15 protein-coding genes and 1 pseudogene are annotated in these 16,829 nt (G+C 64.6%); 9 read left to right on the forward strand and 7 right to left on the reverse strand.

All coding sequences use genetic code 11. The features are described 5' to 3' along the window. Positions 1-227: 227 nt before the first annotated feature. The 4 genes from PCE31106_RS12760 to PCE31106_RS12775 form a co-directional block, all read right to left on the reverse strand. On the reverse strand, positions 228-1,166 hold the full coding sequence (locus PCE31106_RS12760; RefSeq protein ID WP_150563492.1) for an N-carbamoyl-D-amino-acid hydrolase: 939 nt from the start codon (positions 1,164-1,166) through the stop codon (positions 228-230). Positions 1,167-1,254: 88 nt separating this feature from the next. Continuing rightward, positions 1,255-2,520, reverse strand: coding sequence for a M20 family metallo-hydrolase (locus PCE31106_RS12765; RefSeq protein WP_437343810.1), 1,266 nt, complete (start codon positions 2,518-2,520; stop codon positions 1,255-1,257). Between the two features lie 21 nt (positions 2,521-2,541). Continuing rightward, positions 2,542-3,804 carry a diaminopropionate ammonia-lyase gene (locus tag PCE31106_RS12770; RefSeq protein WP_150563493.1) on the reverse strand — a complete coding sequence of 421 codons (1,263 nt, stop codon included), beginning with the start codon at positions 3,802-3,804 and terminating at the stop codon, positions 2,542-2,544. Positions 3,805-3,849: 45 nt separating this feature from the next. Next, positions 3,850-4,710 (reverse strand): MurR/RpiR family transcriptional regulator, encoded by an 861-nt coding sequence (locus PCE31106_RS12775; RefSeq protein ID WP_150563494.1) that lies wholly within the window; start codon positions 4,708-4,710, stop codon positions 3,850-3,852. Positions 4,711-5,667: 957 nt separating this feature from the next. On the opposite strand from PCE31106_RS12775, the gene PCE31106_RS12780 reads away from it, so the two are divergent. The 6 genes from PCE31106_RS12780 (at position 5,668) to PCE31106_RS12805 (ending at position 10,131) form a co-directional block, all read left to right on the forward strand. Then, complete coding sequence (locus PCE31106_RS12780; RefSeq protein WP_150563495.1) at positions 5,668-6,627, forward strand: MerR family transcriptional regulator; 960 nt, start codon at positions 5,668-5,670, stop codon at positions 6,625-6,627. A 41-nt stretch (positions 6,628-6,668) separates the two neighbouring features. Next, entirely contained in the window at positions 6,669-7,400 is a 732-nt protein-coding gene (gene folE, locus PCE31106_RS12785) for a GTP cyclohydrolase I (protein ID WP_150563496.1), read from the forward strand. 171 nt (positions 7,401-7,571) lie between these two features. After that, a complete protein-coding gene (locus PCE31106_RS12790) occupies positions 7,572-8,132 on the forward strand; it encodes a sigma-70 family RNA polymerase sigma factor (protein WP_174975150.1) in 561 nt (186 codons plus the stop codon). Positions 8,133-8,240: 108 nt separating this feature from the next. After that, the gene (locus PCE31106_RS12795) at positions 8,241-8,822 is read left to right on the forward strand and encodes a lipocalin family protein (protein ID WP_150563498.1); all 582 of its coding nucleotides are present in this window, start codon (positions 8,241-8,243) and stop codon (positions 8,820-8,822) included. Then, positions 8,819-9,007, forward strand: a complete 189-nt coding sequence (locus PCE31106_RS12800; RefSeq protein WP_150553297.1) for a DUF2256 domain-containing protein — start codon at positions 8,819-8,821, stop codon at positions 9,005-9,007. Before PCE31106_RS12795 ends, PCE31106_RS12800 begins: the two co-directional genes overlap by 4 nt. Positions 9,008-9,210: 203 nt before the next feature. Further along, on the forward strand, positions 9,211-10,131 hold the full coding sequence (locus PCE31106_RS12805) for a hypothetical protein (protein WP_150563499.1): 921 nt from the start codon (positions 9,211-9,213) through the stop codon (positions 10,129-10,131). On the opposite strand, the gene PCE31106_RS12810 is transcribed toward PCE31106_RS12805, so the two are convergent. Together PCE31106_RS12810 and PCE31106_RS12815 are read right to left on the reverse strand one after the other, a co-directional pair. Beyond that, on the reverse strand, positions 10,115-11,605 hold the full coding sequence (locus PCE31106_RS12810; protein ID WP_150563500.1) for a sensor histidine kinase: 1,491 nt from the start codon (positions 11,603-11,605) through the stop codon (positions 10,115-10,117). The two genes, PCE31106_RS12805 and PCE31106_RS12810, sit on opposite strands and share 17 nt — an antisense overlap. After that, the gene (locus tag PCE31106_RS12815) at positions 11,602-12,345 is read right to left on the reverse strand and encodes a response regulator transcription factor (RefSeq protein ID WP_017231399.1); all 744 of its coding nucleotides are present in this window, start codon (positions 12,343-12,345) and stop codon (positions 11,602-11,604) included. The genes PCE31106_RS12810 and PCE31106_RS12815 overlap by 4 nt, the downstream gene beginning before the upstream one ends. Positions 12,346-12,734: 389 nt before the next feature. Here PCE31106_RS12815 and msrB point away from each other — a divergent pair, with 389 nt between their 5' ends. The 3 genes from msrB (at position 12,735) to msrA (ending at position 15,980) form a co-directional block, all read left to right on the forward strand. Next, positions 12,735-13,178 carry a peptide-methionine (R)-S-oxide reductase MsrB gene (gene msrB, locus PCE31106_RS12820; protein WP_370364011.1) on the forward strand — a complete coding sequence of 148 codons (444 nt, stop codon included), beginning with the start codon at positions 12,735-12,737 and terminating at the stop codon, positions 13,176-13,178. 76 nt (positions 13,179-13,254) lie between these two features. Next, on the forward strand, positions 13,255-15,078 hold the full coding sequence (locus PCE31106_RS12825; RefSeq protein WP_150563501.1) for a cytochrome c biogenesis protein DipZ: 1,824 nt from the start codon (positions 13,255-13,257) through the stop codon (positions 15,076-15,078). Between the two features lie 158 nt (positions 15,079-15,236). Beyond that, positions 15,237-15,980, forward strand: coding sequence for a peptide-methionine (S)-S-oxide reductase MsrA (gene msrA, locus PCE31106_RS12830; RefSeq protein WP_150563517.1), 744 nt, complete (start codon positions 15,237-15,239; stop codon positions 15,978-15,980). 198 nt (positions 15,981-16,178) lie between these two features. Here the strand turns inward: msrA and PCE31106_RS12835 are convergent. Then, positions 16,179-16,751: pseudogene (locus PCE31106_RS12835) on the reverse strand (IS3 family transposase); the annotation flags it as partial. Positions 16,752-16,829: the final 78 nt, after the last annotated feature.

The raw sequence follows: 16,829 nt of genomic DNA on the forward strand, positions 1-16,829 counted from the left end.
GGTGCGTTTTTCATCATAGGCTCCAGCGCGAAAATTATCGTGACGAACTGTTGGCCAGGCGTGATGCACACGAAGACTTCGGCATAAGCTTCGGGCAACACGTTCCCCTGCGGGCCTCGCGGCCTGCATGCCTGTTATGGGGGTTGGGAAAAGCGGGAGGCGGCGCGTTGCCTGTCGCGCGCCCCCGTCAGACGCCTTCGCGTCTCACGCCTTGCGTGCCGGCGGCGTCAAGCCTCCGGCGCTAAGGCACCACGCCGCTCGACGATCATGCGATACGCTTCCGGACGACGGTGCTTCGCGAAATTGAACGTAGTGCTCTTGTACGAGTTGCACAGGTCGAGATCGCAACGTGCGATGGCGAGTTCGTCGCCTTTGGTCGAGCACGCCGCTACCACTTCCCCCGACGGGGCGATGATGCAGCTCCCGCCGATCATCTCGCAGCCTTCTTCCTTACCCGCCTTTGCGACACCGACCACCCACGTACCGTTCTGGTACGCCCCGGCCTGCATCACCAACTGATTGTGGAACATCGACAGGTCGTCGTGCTCCGGCGCTGGCGGGTTATGCACGGGCGTGTTGTAGCCGAGCAGGATCATCTCGACACCCTGCAGCCCCATCACGCGGTAGGTCTCCGACCAGCGGCGGTCGTTGCACAGCGCCATGCCCATCACCCCACCGAAGCCGCGCCAGACGTCGAAGGAATCGCCCGGCTCGAAGTAGTGCTTCTCCAGATGCTGGAACGCGCGCCACGGCTCGTTCTCTGCGTGACCCGGCAGATGCACCTTGCGGTACTTGCCGATGATGTTGCCGTCGGCGCCGACCAGGATCGAGGTGTTGAAGCGCCGCACACGACCGGCATCGTCGAGCGTCATCTCGGCATACCCGAGGTAGAAGCCAATGCCCAGGCGTTTGGCCGTGTCGAACAACACCTGCGTCTGCGGTCCGGGCATCTCGCGCTCGTAGAATGCGTCGATCTCGGCCAGGTCTTCCATATACCAGCGCGGGAAGAACGTCGTGAGCGCAAGCTCGGGGAAAACCACAAGGTGGCAGCCCATCGCATGCGCGTTGTGCAGGTGAGCGAGCAGGCGCTCCATCACGTCGGCTCGGGAATCGGCGCGCTGGATCGGTCCGAGCTGCGCGGCGGCGACGTTGACGATACGGGACATTTCGTAATCTCCTTGATGAATCTCGAATCCCTGAGCGGCCGGTATTCCGGGCGCCTCCTTCAGGGGGACTGCCAGACAATTGCGTGAACTACGCGGCAAGCTCGCCCATGATCGCGAGCAGCAGATTGGCCCCGGCGCCAATATCGGCGTCGTGGGTGAATTCGGCCACGTTATGCGAAAGACCCTTGACGCTCGGCACGAAAATCATGCCGGCCGGGCAGACGCGGGCAAGCATCTGCGCGTCGTGGCCCGCACCACTCGGCATGCGCCGCACCGAATGCCCCCGTTCCCGCGCCAGCGATTCGACACGCGCGACGATGCGCTCATCGAACTGCACCGGCGCGAAGTCCGCCAGCGAGCGATGCGTGATGCGTACGCCCTCGGCCTCGGCCACCGCATCGGCCTTCGCAAAAACGCGACGCACGGCTTCGGCGAGCACATCGGCATCGGTATTGCGCAGGTCGACGGTGAAGACCGCGCGGTTCGGAATCACGTTGATAAGGTTCGGCGAGACGGATACGTGCCCCACCGTCGCCAACTGCGCGCCGCCCAACTCACGCGCGACTTCACGAGCGAAGCTGGCGATGGCGCAGGCCGCGTAGCCAGCGTCGTGACGCATGCGCATCGGCGTGGTACCCGCGTGGTTCGACACCCCCTCGATCGTGAATTCGGTCCAATGAATGCCTTGCACCCCCGTCACGGCGCCAATCGTGATGCCCTCGTGCTCCAGCACCGGCCCCTGCTCGACATGTAACTCGACGAACGCGTGCACATCGGGTTTGCCGACCGGATGCCGGCCGGCGAAGCCGATGCGGGTTAGGTTCTCCTTCACGGTAGTGCCATCGATTCCCACGGTACCGAGCGCGTCGTCCAGCGGCATGCCACCCACATAGACCAGGCTGCCCATCATGTCGGGCGAGAAGCGCGCGCCTTCCTCGTTCGTAAAGAAGCCCACCGCAATCGGACGGCGCGTGACAATGCCCGCGTCGTTGAGTGCGGCGACGACCTCCAGTCCGGCGAGCACGCCGAGGTTGCCGTCGTAACGACCGCCCGTGCGTACGGTATCGATGTGCGACCCCGTCATCACCGGCGGGCCGTCTTCGCGACCGGCACGTACGCCTACGACGTTACCGATGGCATCCACACTCACCGTCAGCCCGAGCTCGCGCATCCAGGCGACGACGCGCTTGCGGCCCTCGCCATCGTCGTCGGTGAGCGCCAGACGGCTGCAACCGCCGCCATCGATCGCGCCAACTTCCGCCAGCGCGGCAATACGGGCAAGCAGGCGCGGCAAATCGATGCGCAGGTCCGACATCGCGCCGTCCTGGGAAGTGGCAGGGAAAAGCATGCTCATGGTGCGCTCCGGCTCCAGTATTCAGGCGGCTTGTTTGACGGCGGCCGCTGTCACGGCTTCGGCGGGTTTGCCGACAATCGTCTCGAAGAGCACCGGGTCGGTCGCGCCTTCGCTGCCGAAGACCAGCACGCGGCTCGAGGCGTCGAGACCGAGTTCGGCCCGCGACTGCGCGTCGGCGGCGGCGCCAAGACAACCCGCAAGACCTGCCACGGCAGACTCGCCCGCCACCCTCGGGGCGTCGCCGAAGCGGCCCTGTGCGAGGATGCGCATTGTCTCCAACGCCGACTCGTCATCGATGGTCAGGAACGCCAGCGCTCCGGGACGCAAAATTTCCCAGGCGAGCAAGGACACTTCGCCGCACGCCAGCCCGGCCATCACCGTGTCGAGATCGCCATGGACGGCCACCGGCTCGCCGGCGCGTGCGCTCTCGAAGAGGCAAGCCGCCTTGTCCGGCTCGACCACGATGAAGCGCGGACGCGATTCGCCACGCGCTTCGAGCGTTTCCCAGAAATGGGCCAGCACGGCAGCCGCCAGGCCGCCCACGCCACCCTGCAGGAAGACGTGCGTCGGCAGTTGTCCCGTTTCATCTCGGAACTGACGCAGCGCTTCGTCGGCCATCACGGCGTAGCCCTGCATCACGTCCTTGGGCACGTCCATGTAGCCGGGGTACGACGTATCGGACACCACGAAGCGGCCCAGACGAGCCGCATCTTCCGCTGCCTGACGCACGGCATCGTCATAGTTGCCTGCGGTGCGTACCACCTCGGCGCCGTAGTGCGCAATGGCGTCGACGCGCCCCTGACTGACCGTCGCGTGAACGTAGATCACGCACTGGCAACCGAAGCGTTGCGCCCCCCAGGCCACCGAACGACCGTGATTGCCGTCGGTGGCGCAAGTGACGCACAGCGTGCGGGTCAGGTCGGCAAAGCGCCCTGACAGCAGGTCTGCCACGGTGACGTCCTTCTCCCCGGTGCGCGCCTCGATCTCGCGTATCAGCAGGCGGCTTACCGCGTATGCGCCCCCCAGCGCCTTAAAGCTTCCCAGACCGAACCGGCCGGCCTCGTCCTTGTATCGGATCTGTGCGACGCCTGCGGTACGTGCCAACCCGTCGAGCGCCACGAGCGGCGTCTCGGCGTAGCCGGGCCAGCATGTGATTTCACGCGATGCTGTGGCAAACGCGTCGCCGCCCAGAATCGCGCGGCGCGCTTCGCCATACGGTGCGCCAGGCTCGACGGCCGGGTTCACGAAGCGCTGCAGGCGCAGATTGGGAAGGGGGTGGGTCATACAATCTCCTCGTTTCTCTGGATGGATCTGTCGGTGAACTACCGGCTAACGGCGCAGGTCGCCGTAGTCGTCGTGCAGACGCTCGATGTGAGCGAGGCGCTCGCGCGCCACGTCGCCCAGGGCGATGCCCAGACACGTGCAAAGGTGATTGATCAGACTCATGACGGCGGCATACGAATCGAACATGCCGGTTGTGCGGTTCACACAGCGCAGCACGACGTCGCTGCGTGCGGGCAGTTCGGTCGCAGTCGGATCGGTCAGAATCACGACGTGCGCGCCCACGCGGTTGGCATGCTCGACCATCGGACGCAGCAGCGTCACGCGGCGCCGGAAGTCCATCACGACGAGCATGTCGTCGGCGCACATGTCGGCCAGATCTTCCGCCAGGTTCAGGCCCGCGCCCGGCACGAGCAACACCCCGTCTCGCACCTGAGTGAGCAATGCCCACATGTATTGCGCGAGCACCCGGCCGTTGCGGAAACCCGCGATGAAGACACGCCGCGCGCGTGCGCCGATCTCCACGGCGCGCTCGAGATCGGCCGCGTCAATACGCTCGAAGGTGTGCGCCAGATTCTGCAGATCGGTCGCCAGATGCGCGCCGAGTGCGCCCTCCGGGGCGCCGCCTGTGGCCTGCGGTGTCGTAATGCCCGCCAGGGCGAACAGGGGCGAGCCGTGATCGGCGTCGTCGCGCATGCGGGTGCGCAGGTCGTTGAACGTCTCATAGCCAAGACGCTTGAAGAAGCGCGCCGCCGATGCCTTCGATACCTTGGCCATCTCGGCCAGCTCGGTGGCGGAATACGAGGCCAACTGCGACAAGTGGGCCAGGGTGACATCCGCCAGACGTTTCTCACTGGGCGTGAAATCGTCTTGCAATTGCAGGATCCGGTCTTGAAGCGTGCCGTTCATGGTGTTTTCCAATCGCCCGTCCGTTGCCGGCGGGCGCAAAGTTGCAGGCTCCAGCATGCTGCCACTGACCGCGCCGCTTGCACGACACGTTTCAACAGCATCACTTATTTGGAACTTATGTTTCAGTAAACTACGAAAACGAAAATAAAGTGTCAAAAGAAAAAAATAGTATTTCTCAGGCGATCGATCGTCTGCGGTAGGGTTGGCATGGGGATGGATTGACGCGGTGGCGCCTCAAGGAGGGCCGGCCCCGGCAAAATGGCTACGCCGATGGACCGGGCGGGCAGGAGTGGTTCACGGACGCTGGGGGTCGATCAGCGTCCGGACGGTGAACTGAGCAAAGGCAAACGTGCCAGCGGCGGGCACAGGACGCACGCCAACCGCGACATTCCCACGAAAAAAGCGGTGCAACGGGATAACCCGTGTTTAATGGACGCGCTAAGTTCAGTCAACACAGTTCAACCCAACGAGATCCGAATATCGGATGGTTCAAAGTTGGGAGAAGTTTGAGTTCAATGTTTGCCGACAGGTGCAGGCGGAGACCACTGGTATCAGGGCGCGTCCGGTTCACCGTTCAGTGAATCTCGACAGTAATGTCGAGCGTCATTCCCCCTCGATTTTTCTCGCGCGATGCTGGCCTTGTGCCTCGCCCAAAGACATCTACGAAGAAAAATATCCATACGTTTCAATGCCTTAACATCCACAAATCGGCTCCCTGCCGACTTGTCCGCGCCCCGTCAGCAGAAATTTGGCACGCGCCGCGAATCGCCATCACTCGATGCCACTTGACACAACGTTTCCGGCGGCGGCGAAAATCTACGAACGAGTCACGTTTCGAACTCACAAAAACAAAAAAAATTAATTTGAGTTCATTTTATTGACTCAACAATAATTACGAGTTAACTTTAGATTCATTGATCAACCTTTGAGTGACACCCCCAAAAGCAGGAGACGAGAGTGGACACAGTTCGACGGTATCGAAGCGGCGAGGCAGCCAAGCTCGTCGACATGCCTGCGGCGACGTTGCGTATCTGGGAGCAACGGTATGGCGTGGTGTCACCGCCCACCAGCGCCTCGGGTCAGCGCTTATATTCCGATGTCGATGTCCATCGCCTGAAGACGATCAAGGCACTGGTGAACCGAGGGCACGCCATTAGCTCGATTGCCCATCTGGATGGCGATCAGTTGAGACAATTGGCGAGCGGAGACAGCGACCGCGCGCTTACGACCGCCCCCATGCGAGACACGAACCTCTTCATCGTGGGGTTTGGCGAAAGCGTGACGCTTGAGATGCCGAAAGGCGTCAATGCCGTCCAGCTCGACACCGTTCAAGATGTCCCCTCCCCTGGCGGCAACGAGTCCGTTGCGAACTGCCTCGTCATTCGGGTTGAGGCACTCCACGAAGACGTTGTCCTATCTATCGTCACGGCAGCGCAGCGACTAATGTGTGACGACGTGCTCGTCGTCTATTCCTTCGGCACGACGCGAGCGGCTGAACTGGCGCGCCTGGAAGGCATCAACCTCAGGCGAGCTCCCAACGCCTTGTTACACGCGAACGACCTCCTCGCCGAGTACCTGCAGACGTGGCGCCGCAGCGATTCCAGCAACGAAGACCAGGAACGGATCTGGCGCAGGACGCCACGCCGGTTCGACAACGACACGCTGACGAACGTGGTTTCTCGCTCCACGACCATCGCTTGCGAGTGTCCCAAGCATCTCGCCGAACTGGTGCTGCAGATTGCCGCGTTCGAGCGTTATAGCGATGAATGCGAGTCGCGCTCACCGGCCGACGCGCTGCTCCATCGACACCTCGGCGACGCGGCCAACAAGGCCGTTGCCATGTTCGAAGCCGCCCTCGCCGCCGTGGCTGAGCACGAAGGCTGGCCCATTCCGGCGACCACGCCCGGAGACCGCTGAACGGCGAGACGCATCGGCGCATTCCTTTTCCGGAGAACCTCATGGGCGCGATTATCGATTCGCAACCGGCCATCACGAAGGGTGCCGCAGAGGGCATCCCGTTGTCGCAAGTCGTCCGGCAGCGCTTGCGCAACGCCGGTGTCCGGTTTCACGCCAACGACAACATCGCCCCCTACCTGCGCGAAGGCGACGTCGACACATTGCAGGGCGAAGTCGCGACGCATATCGAGAACGCGCTTCGCGCGCTCGTCATCGACGTCGACAACGACCACAACACGCGTGAAACCGCGAAGCGCGTGGCGAAGATGTTCGTCCGCGAAGTGTTCTCGGGCCGTTACGAACCGCCGCCCGCGGTCACGGAATTCCCGAACATCGGGCAACTGAACGAACTCACGCTGATCGGGCCACTTCGCGTGCGGAGCGCATGCTCGCATCATCTCTGTCCGATCATGGGTCGCGCGTGGATTGGCGTTTTGCCCGCGGCGAATTCGAACCTGCCCGGTCTGTCCAAATACGCCCGCTTGCTGAATTGGGTCATGGCACGACCACAGATTCAGGAAGAAGCCGTCAAGCAGATCGCCGACTTGCTCGAAGAAAAAATCGCCCCCGACGGACTCGCCGTGGTGTTGGAGGCGGACCACTTCTGCATGCATTGGCGGGGGACCAAAGACGACGGGGCGCGCATGGTAAGCAGTGTCATGCGGGGACGTTTCCTCGAAGATCCCGCGTTGCGCCGCGAGTTTCTGGCATTGATGCCCGACCGCTCGCAGTAACGGCATCGATCCCGCAGCATCCTCCCTGGAGACGCCGCGATGACAACCATCGACATCAGTCAATACGCTTGTCCAACGGACTCGGGCGTCGCGGGTGACGCGTCGAAGAACGCGCCCGCGAGTGCGAGTGCGTGCTCGAGCGCGGCCGGTGACAGCGCGGGTGCCGTCCGCGTGTCGGCTCGTCCTTCCCTCGGCGATTGCACCGACCTGACGGGTCTGCTGACGCTTGCCCAGCTCGGCGACGAGGATGCGTTCGCGCAGCTGTACCGGCATACCTCGTCCGTGCTGTTCGGCGTCATCCTCCGCGTGATTCATCATCGCGCCGAAGCCGAAGATATTCTTCAGGATGTCTATATGGCGTTGTGGCAGCGTCGTCTGGTGTTCGATGCGCAACGCGGCGACGTGCTTCCGTGGATGTCGACCATCGCCCGGAACCGAGCCATCAGCTATCTACGCAAACGACAACCGATTCCGCTGGACGAGACCCTCATGTCGTCCAGCGCTGCGGATTCCGCCCCGCCGCCGGAACTGACTGAAAGAGATCGCGAAAAGCAACGACTCTCGATGGCAATGACCGCCCTCTCTGCGCAACAGCGGCAGGCCATTACGATCGCCTACTTCGGCGGTTTCACCTACACGGAACTTGCACGAACGCTGGGTGTACCGGAGGGCACTGCCAAAAGCTGGATTCGTCGAGGCCTCGCCAAGCTCCGGGATGTGCTCGAGTCCTGAAAATTCGCGCCGGCGGTCACGGTTGCGCATACCGATAGTCGATGCCAACGTGCTTGATGGACGACGGACGCAAACACAGGCTTTCCATTCACCGACACAGGGACTTCCATGACCAACGCTGCTCCCGCCAAACGATCCGTCGCGCTGCGGTTGCTGAGCGCGCTCTCGTTCTCGTTCGCGTTCCTCCTGCTCTCTGGGTGCGCCAGTACGCGTCCGCCGCCTGGGGTCTCCCCCGTGTCGCCATTCGATGCGAGTCGCTATCAGGGCCGCTGGTACGAACTGGCACGCCTCGACCATGCATTCGAGCGCGGCATGACGGACGTGTCCGCCACCTACACGCCGCAGTCAGATGGCAGTATTCGCGTGCTCAACCGAGGCTTCGATACGTCGAACGGTCGGTGGCAAGCGGTGACCGGCAAGGCGCTGTTTACCGGGTCGCCGTCTGTCGCATCGCTGAAGGTATCGTTCTTCGGGCCGTTCTACGGCGGTTACCACGTGGCCGCCATCGACCCCGACTATCGCTGGGCGCTGGTGGTGGGGCCGAATACCGGTTACTGCTGGATTCTCGCAAGGGAGAAGCATCTCGACGCGAGCGAGATGAAGCGCATTGTGGCGCGTGCGCAAGCGCTGGGTGTCGATACGGCGTCGCTTGTCTGGGTGTCTCATGATCGTGTCGATCCCGCCAAATGACCCAGCATGGCAAGGCGTTTCTGCCCAGCAAGGTGTGTCAAGCGTGCGGCCGGCCCTTCACCTGGCGCAAGAAATGGGCGAGGGTGTGGGACGACGTCAGGTACTGTTCCGAGCGATGCCGGCGGGTGCGTCGCCCGGAGCCGGTACAATCGGGACAAAATACCTTCGGCAAACCCTTCCGATGATGTCAGTTTCATCCATCCGCCTCATCCCTTCAGCCCCTTCCGCCCGTCCTGTCCAGGCAGCGCTTGCCCTGGCAGCACTGGCAGCCGCCCTGGCCGGCTGCGCGGGTCCCCGGCCGCAGGGCGCACCGGAGACCCCGCCAACCGCCAGCACGTCGCCCCCCGCCCCGACGACGAGTCCGCCGCCCGCCGCCGACGCGCCGCAGGTGGCCGCTCCGCTGCCGTGGTGCGTGCAGACCTCGCTGCGCGAGGAGGATGACTTGATGCGCAACTTCGGCGGCATTCCCGCCGGCGTTCGTCGGATCGAAGAAACCCGCTTCATCGCCAGCTACGATCGCGCCACTGGCAAGGTCGGGCCGCTCGACAACGGCAATCGCTTCGTGATGGATTTCGACGCACAAGGTCACCTGCTCGCGAACACCGACCGCGGCCACTATTCGTATGACGCCAGCGGCCGGTTGGAGAGCATTGATGGCGCCCCCGTCGAGTGGCAGAACGCCGACGCCTGGATTGTGCACGGCCCGGGACGTCGCGCCGCGTGGAAGGAGCAAGTGCGCCAGGAGAACAACGGGCAGTGGGAATGGACCCGCAGCCTCATCGCCGCCGCCAACGGCGCGCATCCTCACCGTGCGGGCAGCCTGCAGGCGCGACGGTTCGACGACGAGTGTTTCGCGCTCTCGCGTCAATGGTCGGCGCCCAACGCAGCACGTCAGGTCGTCACGGCCGACGGTAAGGTGCGTCCAGCGCCGAAGCGGGTCTCCTACCGGACGTTCGCCAGCGTGGAGCGCAAGCCGGATGGCGAGCGCATCGTTCGCGACAACGGCGCCGCCGCCCTCATCGACGGTCAATGGCTCGCGCTGGCGTGGGACAACGAGGTCGCGCAATACTCACCGCGTCACGAACTCACGCGCGTGACCCGCACCGACGCCGCCACGGGCGAGCGTCATGTGTCGGAGTACCACTACAAGTACGACGCGCAAGGCAATATCGTGCGCGTCGTGATCACCTCGCCCGCCGCGCATGGCGAGAAGGTCGACCCGTTCGCCAATGTCTTCGTGCGCAAGCTGACCTACTTCGACGCGGCGCCGGCTGCCCCGGCGCCCAACCAACTCACGTCGGCAAAGTAAAGCGGAACGTCGCCCCCCGCCCGGCCTGCCCGGGCGTGTCGACCAGCGTAATGCGCCGGCCGTGCAATTGCAGGATGCGATGCACGATGCGCAAGCCCAGCCCACCTTCACGGCGAGCGCCGCCGACCGTGAATGGCCGCTCGAACAGGCCTTCGCGCGCGGTCTCGGGAATGCCGGGACCGGTGTCGCTCACCAACACTTCGATGTCGGCGCCCACCGGCGCCACCGCCACCGTGATCTCACCGCCCGACGGTGTGTAGCGCAGCGCGTTGTCGAGCAGGTTCGTGAACACGCGCTCGATCAGGCCGAGGTCGGCCCGCGCCACGGGAATCTGCGGCGCGAGTTGCGCGCGCAACGCGACGCCGCGCGACTCGGCACTCAGCTCGAATTTCTGAAAGACGTCCTGGATCAGATCCGTCACGGAGAACGGCTCGGCCTCGGGCTGCACGAAGCCATGTTCCAGACGAGCCAGTTCGAACAGCGACTGCGCCAGCGCGCCGACCTTGCGGCTCTGATCGAGGGCGATGCCCAGATAGCGCCGCCGCTCGGCGGGCGTGAGCGTGGCGTCCTTGAGCGACAGCGTCTCGAGATAGCCGTGCAGCGACGAGAGCGGCGTGCGCAGATCGTGCGAGATGTTGGCGATGAGTTCGCGCCGCTCCTGATCCTGACGCGTGAGCGTGCGCCACTGCGTGCCCAGTCGCTCGACCATCTGCCGGAAGGCGCGTTCGAGCACCACGATCTCGTCGTTCGGCCGCGCCTGCTGCGACGCCAGTTCATCCGCGGAGACGGCGGGCAGCGGCACCGGGGCCGCGTCGATATCGAACTCGCGCACCGAATCCGTCAAGCGGCGCAACGGACGCGTAATCAGCGCGAACGCCGCCAGACCGGCAATCAGGCACAGCGCCGCCACCAGGCCGATCGACCATAGCGCGGTATCGAGCGCCGCGCTCGTCGCCCCGCGCGCCGCGAAGCGGTCGTGCGCCTCGCCGACCAGCACGACGTAGACGTAGCCGACCTCGCGACCGTCCACCCGCAGCGGCGCTGCGCTGAATACCTTGCGGACATCGGCGTTACGGGGATCGTCGCCATAGATCGGCAACGCCTCGCCATCGATCAGCCGATGCACGGGCGCCAAATCGACCTGCATGCGCCGCAGATGGCCTTCAGGCGCCGCGTGACCGGTAATGCGCCCCTGCATGTCGAGCAGATACACTTCGACGCTCGGATTCACCACCATGAGTTGCCCGAACAGACGCCTCACGGCGTCGGGCTTCATGCCGTTCGCGTCCATGAGCTGGGCATTCGCGGCGATATGCTCCGCCAGTCCGCGCGAGAGTCCCTGAATCACTTCGGCTTCGTGCATGCGATTGGCGCGCACCTGCATCCACGCCGACGTGCCGCAGCACACCAGCAGCAGTCCCGCGAATACCAGCGACAGGCGCTGCGTGAGGGTGAGATTCCAGCGACGCATCATGCGCCTCCTGCCTCGGCACCCGTGGTGTCGGGCCCACCGTCATTGGCGAACTTGTAGCCGCGTCCCCAGACCGTGAGAATACGCGCGGGCTGCGCCGGATCCGCCTCGATCTTGGCACGCAGGCGATTGATGTGTGTGTTGACGGTGTGCTCGTAACCCTCGTGCTGATAGCCCCACACCGCGTTGAGCAGGTCCATGCGCGAGAACACCTTGCCGGGCTGGCGAGCAAAGAAGTACAGCAGATCGAATTCGCGCGGCGTGAGATCGAGCCGCTTGCCGCCAAGCGATGCCTCCCGCGCGATCGGGTCGATGAACAACCCCGCCATCGCCAGGCTGCCCGCGTCCATGCGCGCGTTGCGCGCCAGCGCATCGACCCGCCGCATGAGCGCCTTGACCCGCGCCACCAGCTCCAGCACTGAAAACGGCTTGGCCAGATAGTCATCGGCGCCCAATTCCAGCCCGAGAATACGATGCACTTCGCTCGCGCGCGCACTGATGATGATAATCGGCGTATAGCGGGTCATCGCCCGCGCGCGACGGCAGATTTCCAATCCGTCGACGCCGGGCAGCATGAGGTCGAGGACGAGCGCGTCCCAGCCCCCCTCGGACAATCGCCGAAGACCTTCGTCGCCATCGGCGCAATGCACGACCTCGAACCGCTCGTCGCGCAGATGCAGCGCAAGCAGGTCGGCAATATGCACGTCGTCTTCGACGAGCAAAACACGGCGCGGCGATTCCATCGCTGGCACGGCTCCCGGAAAAGTGGGTCTTGAAGGCCCCATTGTGCGCAGTTCCCGCACCGCGAGGTATCACGAATTGTTTAATTTTACGTGAGGACTTTGCCATCGCCGGCGCACTACCCTTCAATTATCGATCCGGCGCGAACGCCTGCTGTGTCTGCTGCGCCGAACCACGGCCGTCGCGCTCCCCTGAACACGCGGCGGCGGGCCAGCCCCGCGCCGGATCGCCCTACTGACCGGAGGATGTCATGCGTTTGTCCGATAACCCACCGCGCAAGCCGTCGCGCACGCACGCCGCGAAGGCTGCCCCGACGCCGTCGCGCCGCGCGTTCCTGCTGAGCGCCACTGCGGCAGCCGCCGCCGTCGCCGCCGGGCTGGTGCCGCGTCTCATGCGCCCCGCGCACGCCGACGATGCCCGTCGCGCCACGGATCCCGAGCACTTCGAGGTCGCCTACAGCGATGCCGAATGGCGCAAGCGTCTGACGCCCGCCCAGTACGAGATCTTGCGTCAGGCGGGCACCGAGCGTCCCTATTCCAGCCCGCTCAATGACGAACACCGCGCCGGAACGTTCGCCTGCGCCGGCTGTGCGCTGCCGCTTTTCTCGTCGCGCACGAAATTCGACAGTCACACGGGTTGGCCGAGCTTCTGGATGCCGCTGGATCATGCCGTGGGCACGCACACCGACTCGACCTTCGGCATGGTTCGCACCGAAGTCCATTGCCGACGTTGCGGCGGCCACCTCGGCCATGTGTTCGACGACGGTCCGAAGCCGACCGGCCTGCGCTATTGCATGAACGGCCTTGCGATGACGTTCCAGCCGCAACCCGCCTGAGCGCCATGCGTCTGCCGTCGTCAAGTTACCCACCTCCGCTTCACCCCGCCAACGGGTGCGGCTCAAGGAGCGCTTCATGACTTTGCTCATCCTCGCCTACCTCGGCGGGATTCTGACGATCGTCAGTCCGTGCATCCTGCCGGTACTGCCGTTTGTTTTCTCGCGGGCTGGCCAATCGTTCTCGCGCAGCGTGTTGCCAATGCTCGCGGGCATGGTGCTGATGTTCGCGCTGGTGGCAACGCTCGCCGCCGTTGGCGGAAGCTGGGTCGTGCAGGCGAACCAGTATGGCCGCTGGCTGGCGCTCGCCCTCGTTGCCCTGTTCGGTGCGACGCTCCTCTTCCCGAAGCTCGCCGAACGGCTCACCCATCCGCTCGTGTCGTTGGGTGATCGTCTGTCGCAGTCTGCGCAAGGGCGCAGCGCCGCCACGGGCAATGCGAACACGGGGGCCCGTCCCGGCGCGTCGTTCCTGCTTGGCATCGCCACCGGCCTGCTCTGGGCGCCCTGCGCCGGTCCGATCCTCGGGCTGGTGCTCACCGGCGCGGCGCTGCAAGGCGCCAGCGTCGGCACCACGTTGCTCCTCGCCGCCTATGCGGCCGGCGCCGCCACGTCGCTTGGGCTGGCCCTCCTGGTCGGCGGACGCGTCTTCGCCACCATGAAGCGCTCGCTCGGCGCGGGCGAATGGATTCGTCGCGGGCTCGGCGGGCTGATGCTCGCGGGTGTCGCCGCCATCGCCCTCGGGCTCGACACCGGCGCGCTGGCGCAACTCTCGACGGCGTCGACAGGGGGTATCGAGCAGCGGCTCGTCGACGCGCTTGGTACACGCCGCGCCGCCGCTCAGATGAGCGCGAGCGTCGACAGCCACACCGCCGGCCCGACCATGATGCCCGTGCGCGATACGACGATGCGCGGCACCGCCGATGCCCCGGCACCGTTGCCGGTCGAAGGCCAGTTGCCCTCGCTGGACGGCGCCGTGCAATGGCTGAATTCGCCGCCACTCACGGCGCAGGCCCTTCGTGGCAAGGTCGTGCTCGTCGACTTCTGGACGTATTCCTGCATCAACTGCCTGCGCACGTTGCCATACGTCAAAGCCTGGGCGCAGAAGTATCGCGACCAGGGGCTCGTCGTCATCGGCGTGCACGCGCCCGAATTCGCGTTCGAGCGCGACATCGGCAACGTGAAAAAGGCCGTTCACGATCTGGGCGTTGACTACCCGGTGGCCATCGACAACGACTTCGCCATCTGGCGCGGCTTCCACAATCAATACTGGCCGGCACACTATTTCGTCGACGCCCAGGGGCGCGTGCGCTACCACCACTTCGGCGAAGGCAATTACGCCGAGTCGGAACGCGTGATCCAGCAGTTGTTGCGCGAGGCCGGAGCGAAGCAGGTCGCGAGCGGCATTGCCGACGTGCAGGCCGGTGGCATTCAGCAAGCGGCCGACATGGGCGACGTGCGCTCGCCGGAGACCTATGTTGGCTACACGCGCGCGGAGCACTTCGCCTCCCCCGGCGGTGCCGTGCGCGATCAGGCCAGCGACTACCGCGCGCCATCAACGCCGTCTCTCAACCAATGGGCACTGGCCGGCGACTGGCGCGTGGGGCCGGAACAGGCCACCGCCATGCAGGCCGGGGCGCGCATCGTCTATCGCTTCCACGCGCGTGACCTGCATCTCGTGCTCGGCCCGAAGGCCGGCGGCGAACCGGTGCGCTTTCGCGTAACGGTCGACGGCAAGCCGCCGGGCGACGCGCATGGCACCGACGTGGGCGCCGACGGTACCGGCACCGTCGCCTCCCAGCGCCTGTACCAGTTGGTGCGCCAGTCAGGCGACGTGCGCGACCGTACGTTCAGCATCGAGTTTCTCGATCCGGGCGTGTCGGCCTACGCGTTCACCTTCGGCTGAGGTCCAAGGCGTTCGGTAGACAGCGCCGCGCCCCGTCCTCAAACCCAATGACCCGGCAGCGACTTCGCAAGACCGCTGCCATCGAGGCGTCCTCCGACGCCGGGAGTTTTCAGATGAACCCGTTCGATCCGATTCACCCGTCGCAGGCCCGCGACGAGATGCCAGACCAATCGCCCCGCCGCACGACGCCCGCTTCGCGAGTGCGACGCCTGCTGCTTGGCACCGCCGCCGTCGGGGTACTCGTTTGGCAAGTTGGCGCGTACGCCTTCGGCGGTGCCGAGGCGGCGGTCGTCATCGCCGCCCCCAAGCTCGACGAGCCCGCCACGGGGGCTCACACCGAGACGGCTGTGTTCGCCGGCGGGTGCTTCTGGGGGGTGCAAGGGGTATTCCAGCATGTGAAGGGCGTGACGAAAGCCGTGTCCGGCTACGCGGGCGGCACCGCGAAGACGGCCGATTACGAAACCGTCAGCAGCGGTGCGACGGGCCACGCCGAATCGGTGGAAGTGACGTTCGACCCGCAGCAAGTGTCCTACGGAACGCTGCTGCAGATCTATTTCTCCGTCGCGCACAATCCGACCGAACTCAATCGGCAGGGACCGGACACCGGCACGCAATATCGCTCGGCCGTGTTCCCGATGAGCGATGCGCAACGCCGTGTCGCCGACGCATATATCGCGCAGCTCAACGCCTCGCATGTCTACAGCAAGCCCATCGTCACCCGCCTGGAAAAGTATTCGGGCTTCTATCCGGCCGAGACCTATCATCAGGATTTCCTGACCGAGCACCCGACGTATCCGTACATCGTCATCAACGACCTGCCGAAGGTGAAAGACCTCAAGCGTCTGTTCCCTGCACAGTATCGCGACACGCCCGTGCTCGTGAAGTCCGCCACCGCGATGTGAGGCGTCGCCGCGGCGATGGGCGATGGGCGATGGGCGCGGGCGGCCCGCGACGCTGGCGCCCCCCTCGCCCCCTACCTCCGCCGCACGCTCGGCTTATCGCGGCGTGTCGGCGAGCTTGTACACGCGCACCCGGTGACCATCGGGATCGGTGAACCGCACCGGGAATGAACTGACCCCCGAGAGTTGGACGTTGAAGCGTTAGTTTTTTCCCGCTCGCATTCGATATTCCACGGGACTCAGTCCACCAAGTTTCGATTTGATGCGATGCCGGTTGTAGTAGTCGATGTAGCTCTTCAGGCCTACCCGTAATGCGTCGACGTCTTCGAAGTCCGTGAGATGGAAGTACTCGGCCTTCAGAGTGCCAAAGAAGCTTTCCATGGCCGCGTTATCGAAGCAATTCCCTTTTCTCGACATACTTTGCTTCATTCCATAGCGCGCCAGTGCCGCTCGATACGGTTGCATGCGATAGTGCCAACCCTGGTCTGAATGAAGCATCGGTGTAGCCGCATTCCCGCGTTTCTTGACAGCTTTCCTGAGCATGCCCATGACCATCGGGAAGTCGGGGCGATGGCTCGACTCGTAGGCTACAATTTCCCCATTGTAGAGGTCCATGACCGGAGAAAGGTACAGCTTTTTCCCCGCGACCCGGAACTCGGTCACATCGGTGACCCACTTCTCGTTTGGGCCCGACGCGGTGAATTCACGATTGAGCAGGTTCGGCGCGGCCTCGCCGACCTCGCCCTGGTACGACCGGAACTTCTTCCGGCGCACCTGAACCGCACCGGGAATCGTGGAGGCCGGTTGGTTTAAGTTAATGCAGGCATGTCAGCGATATTTCTGAGTTGCCCG

This window comes from Pandoraea cepalis (assembly GCF_902459665.1).
Classification (GTDB): domain Bacteria; phylum Pseudomonadota; class Gammaproteobacteria; order Burkholderiales; family Burkholderiaceae; genus Pandoraea; species Pandoraea cepalis.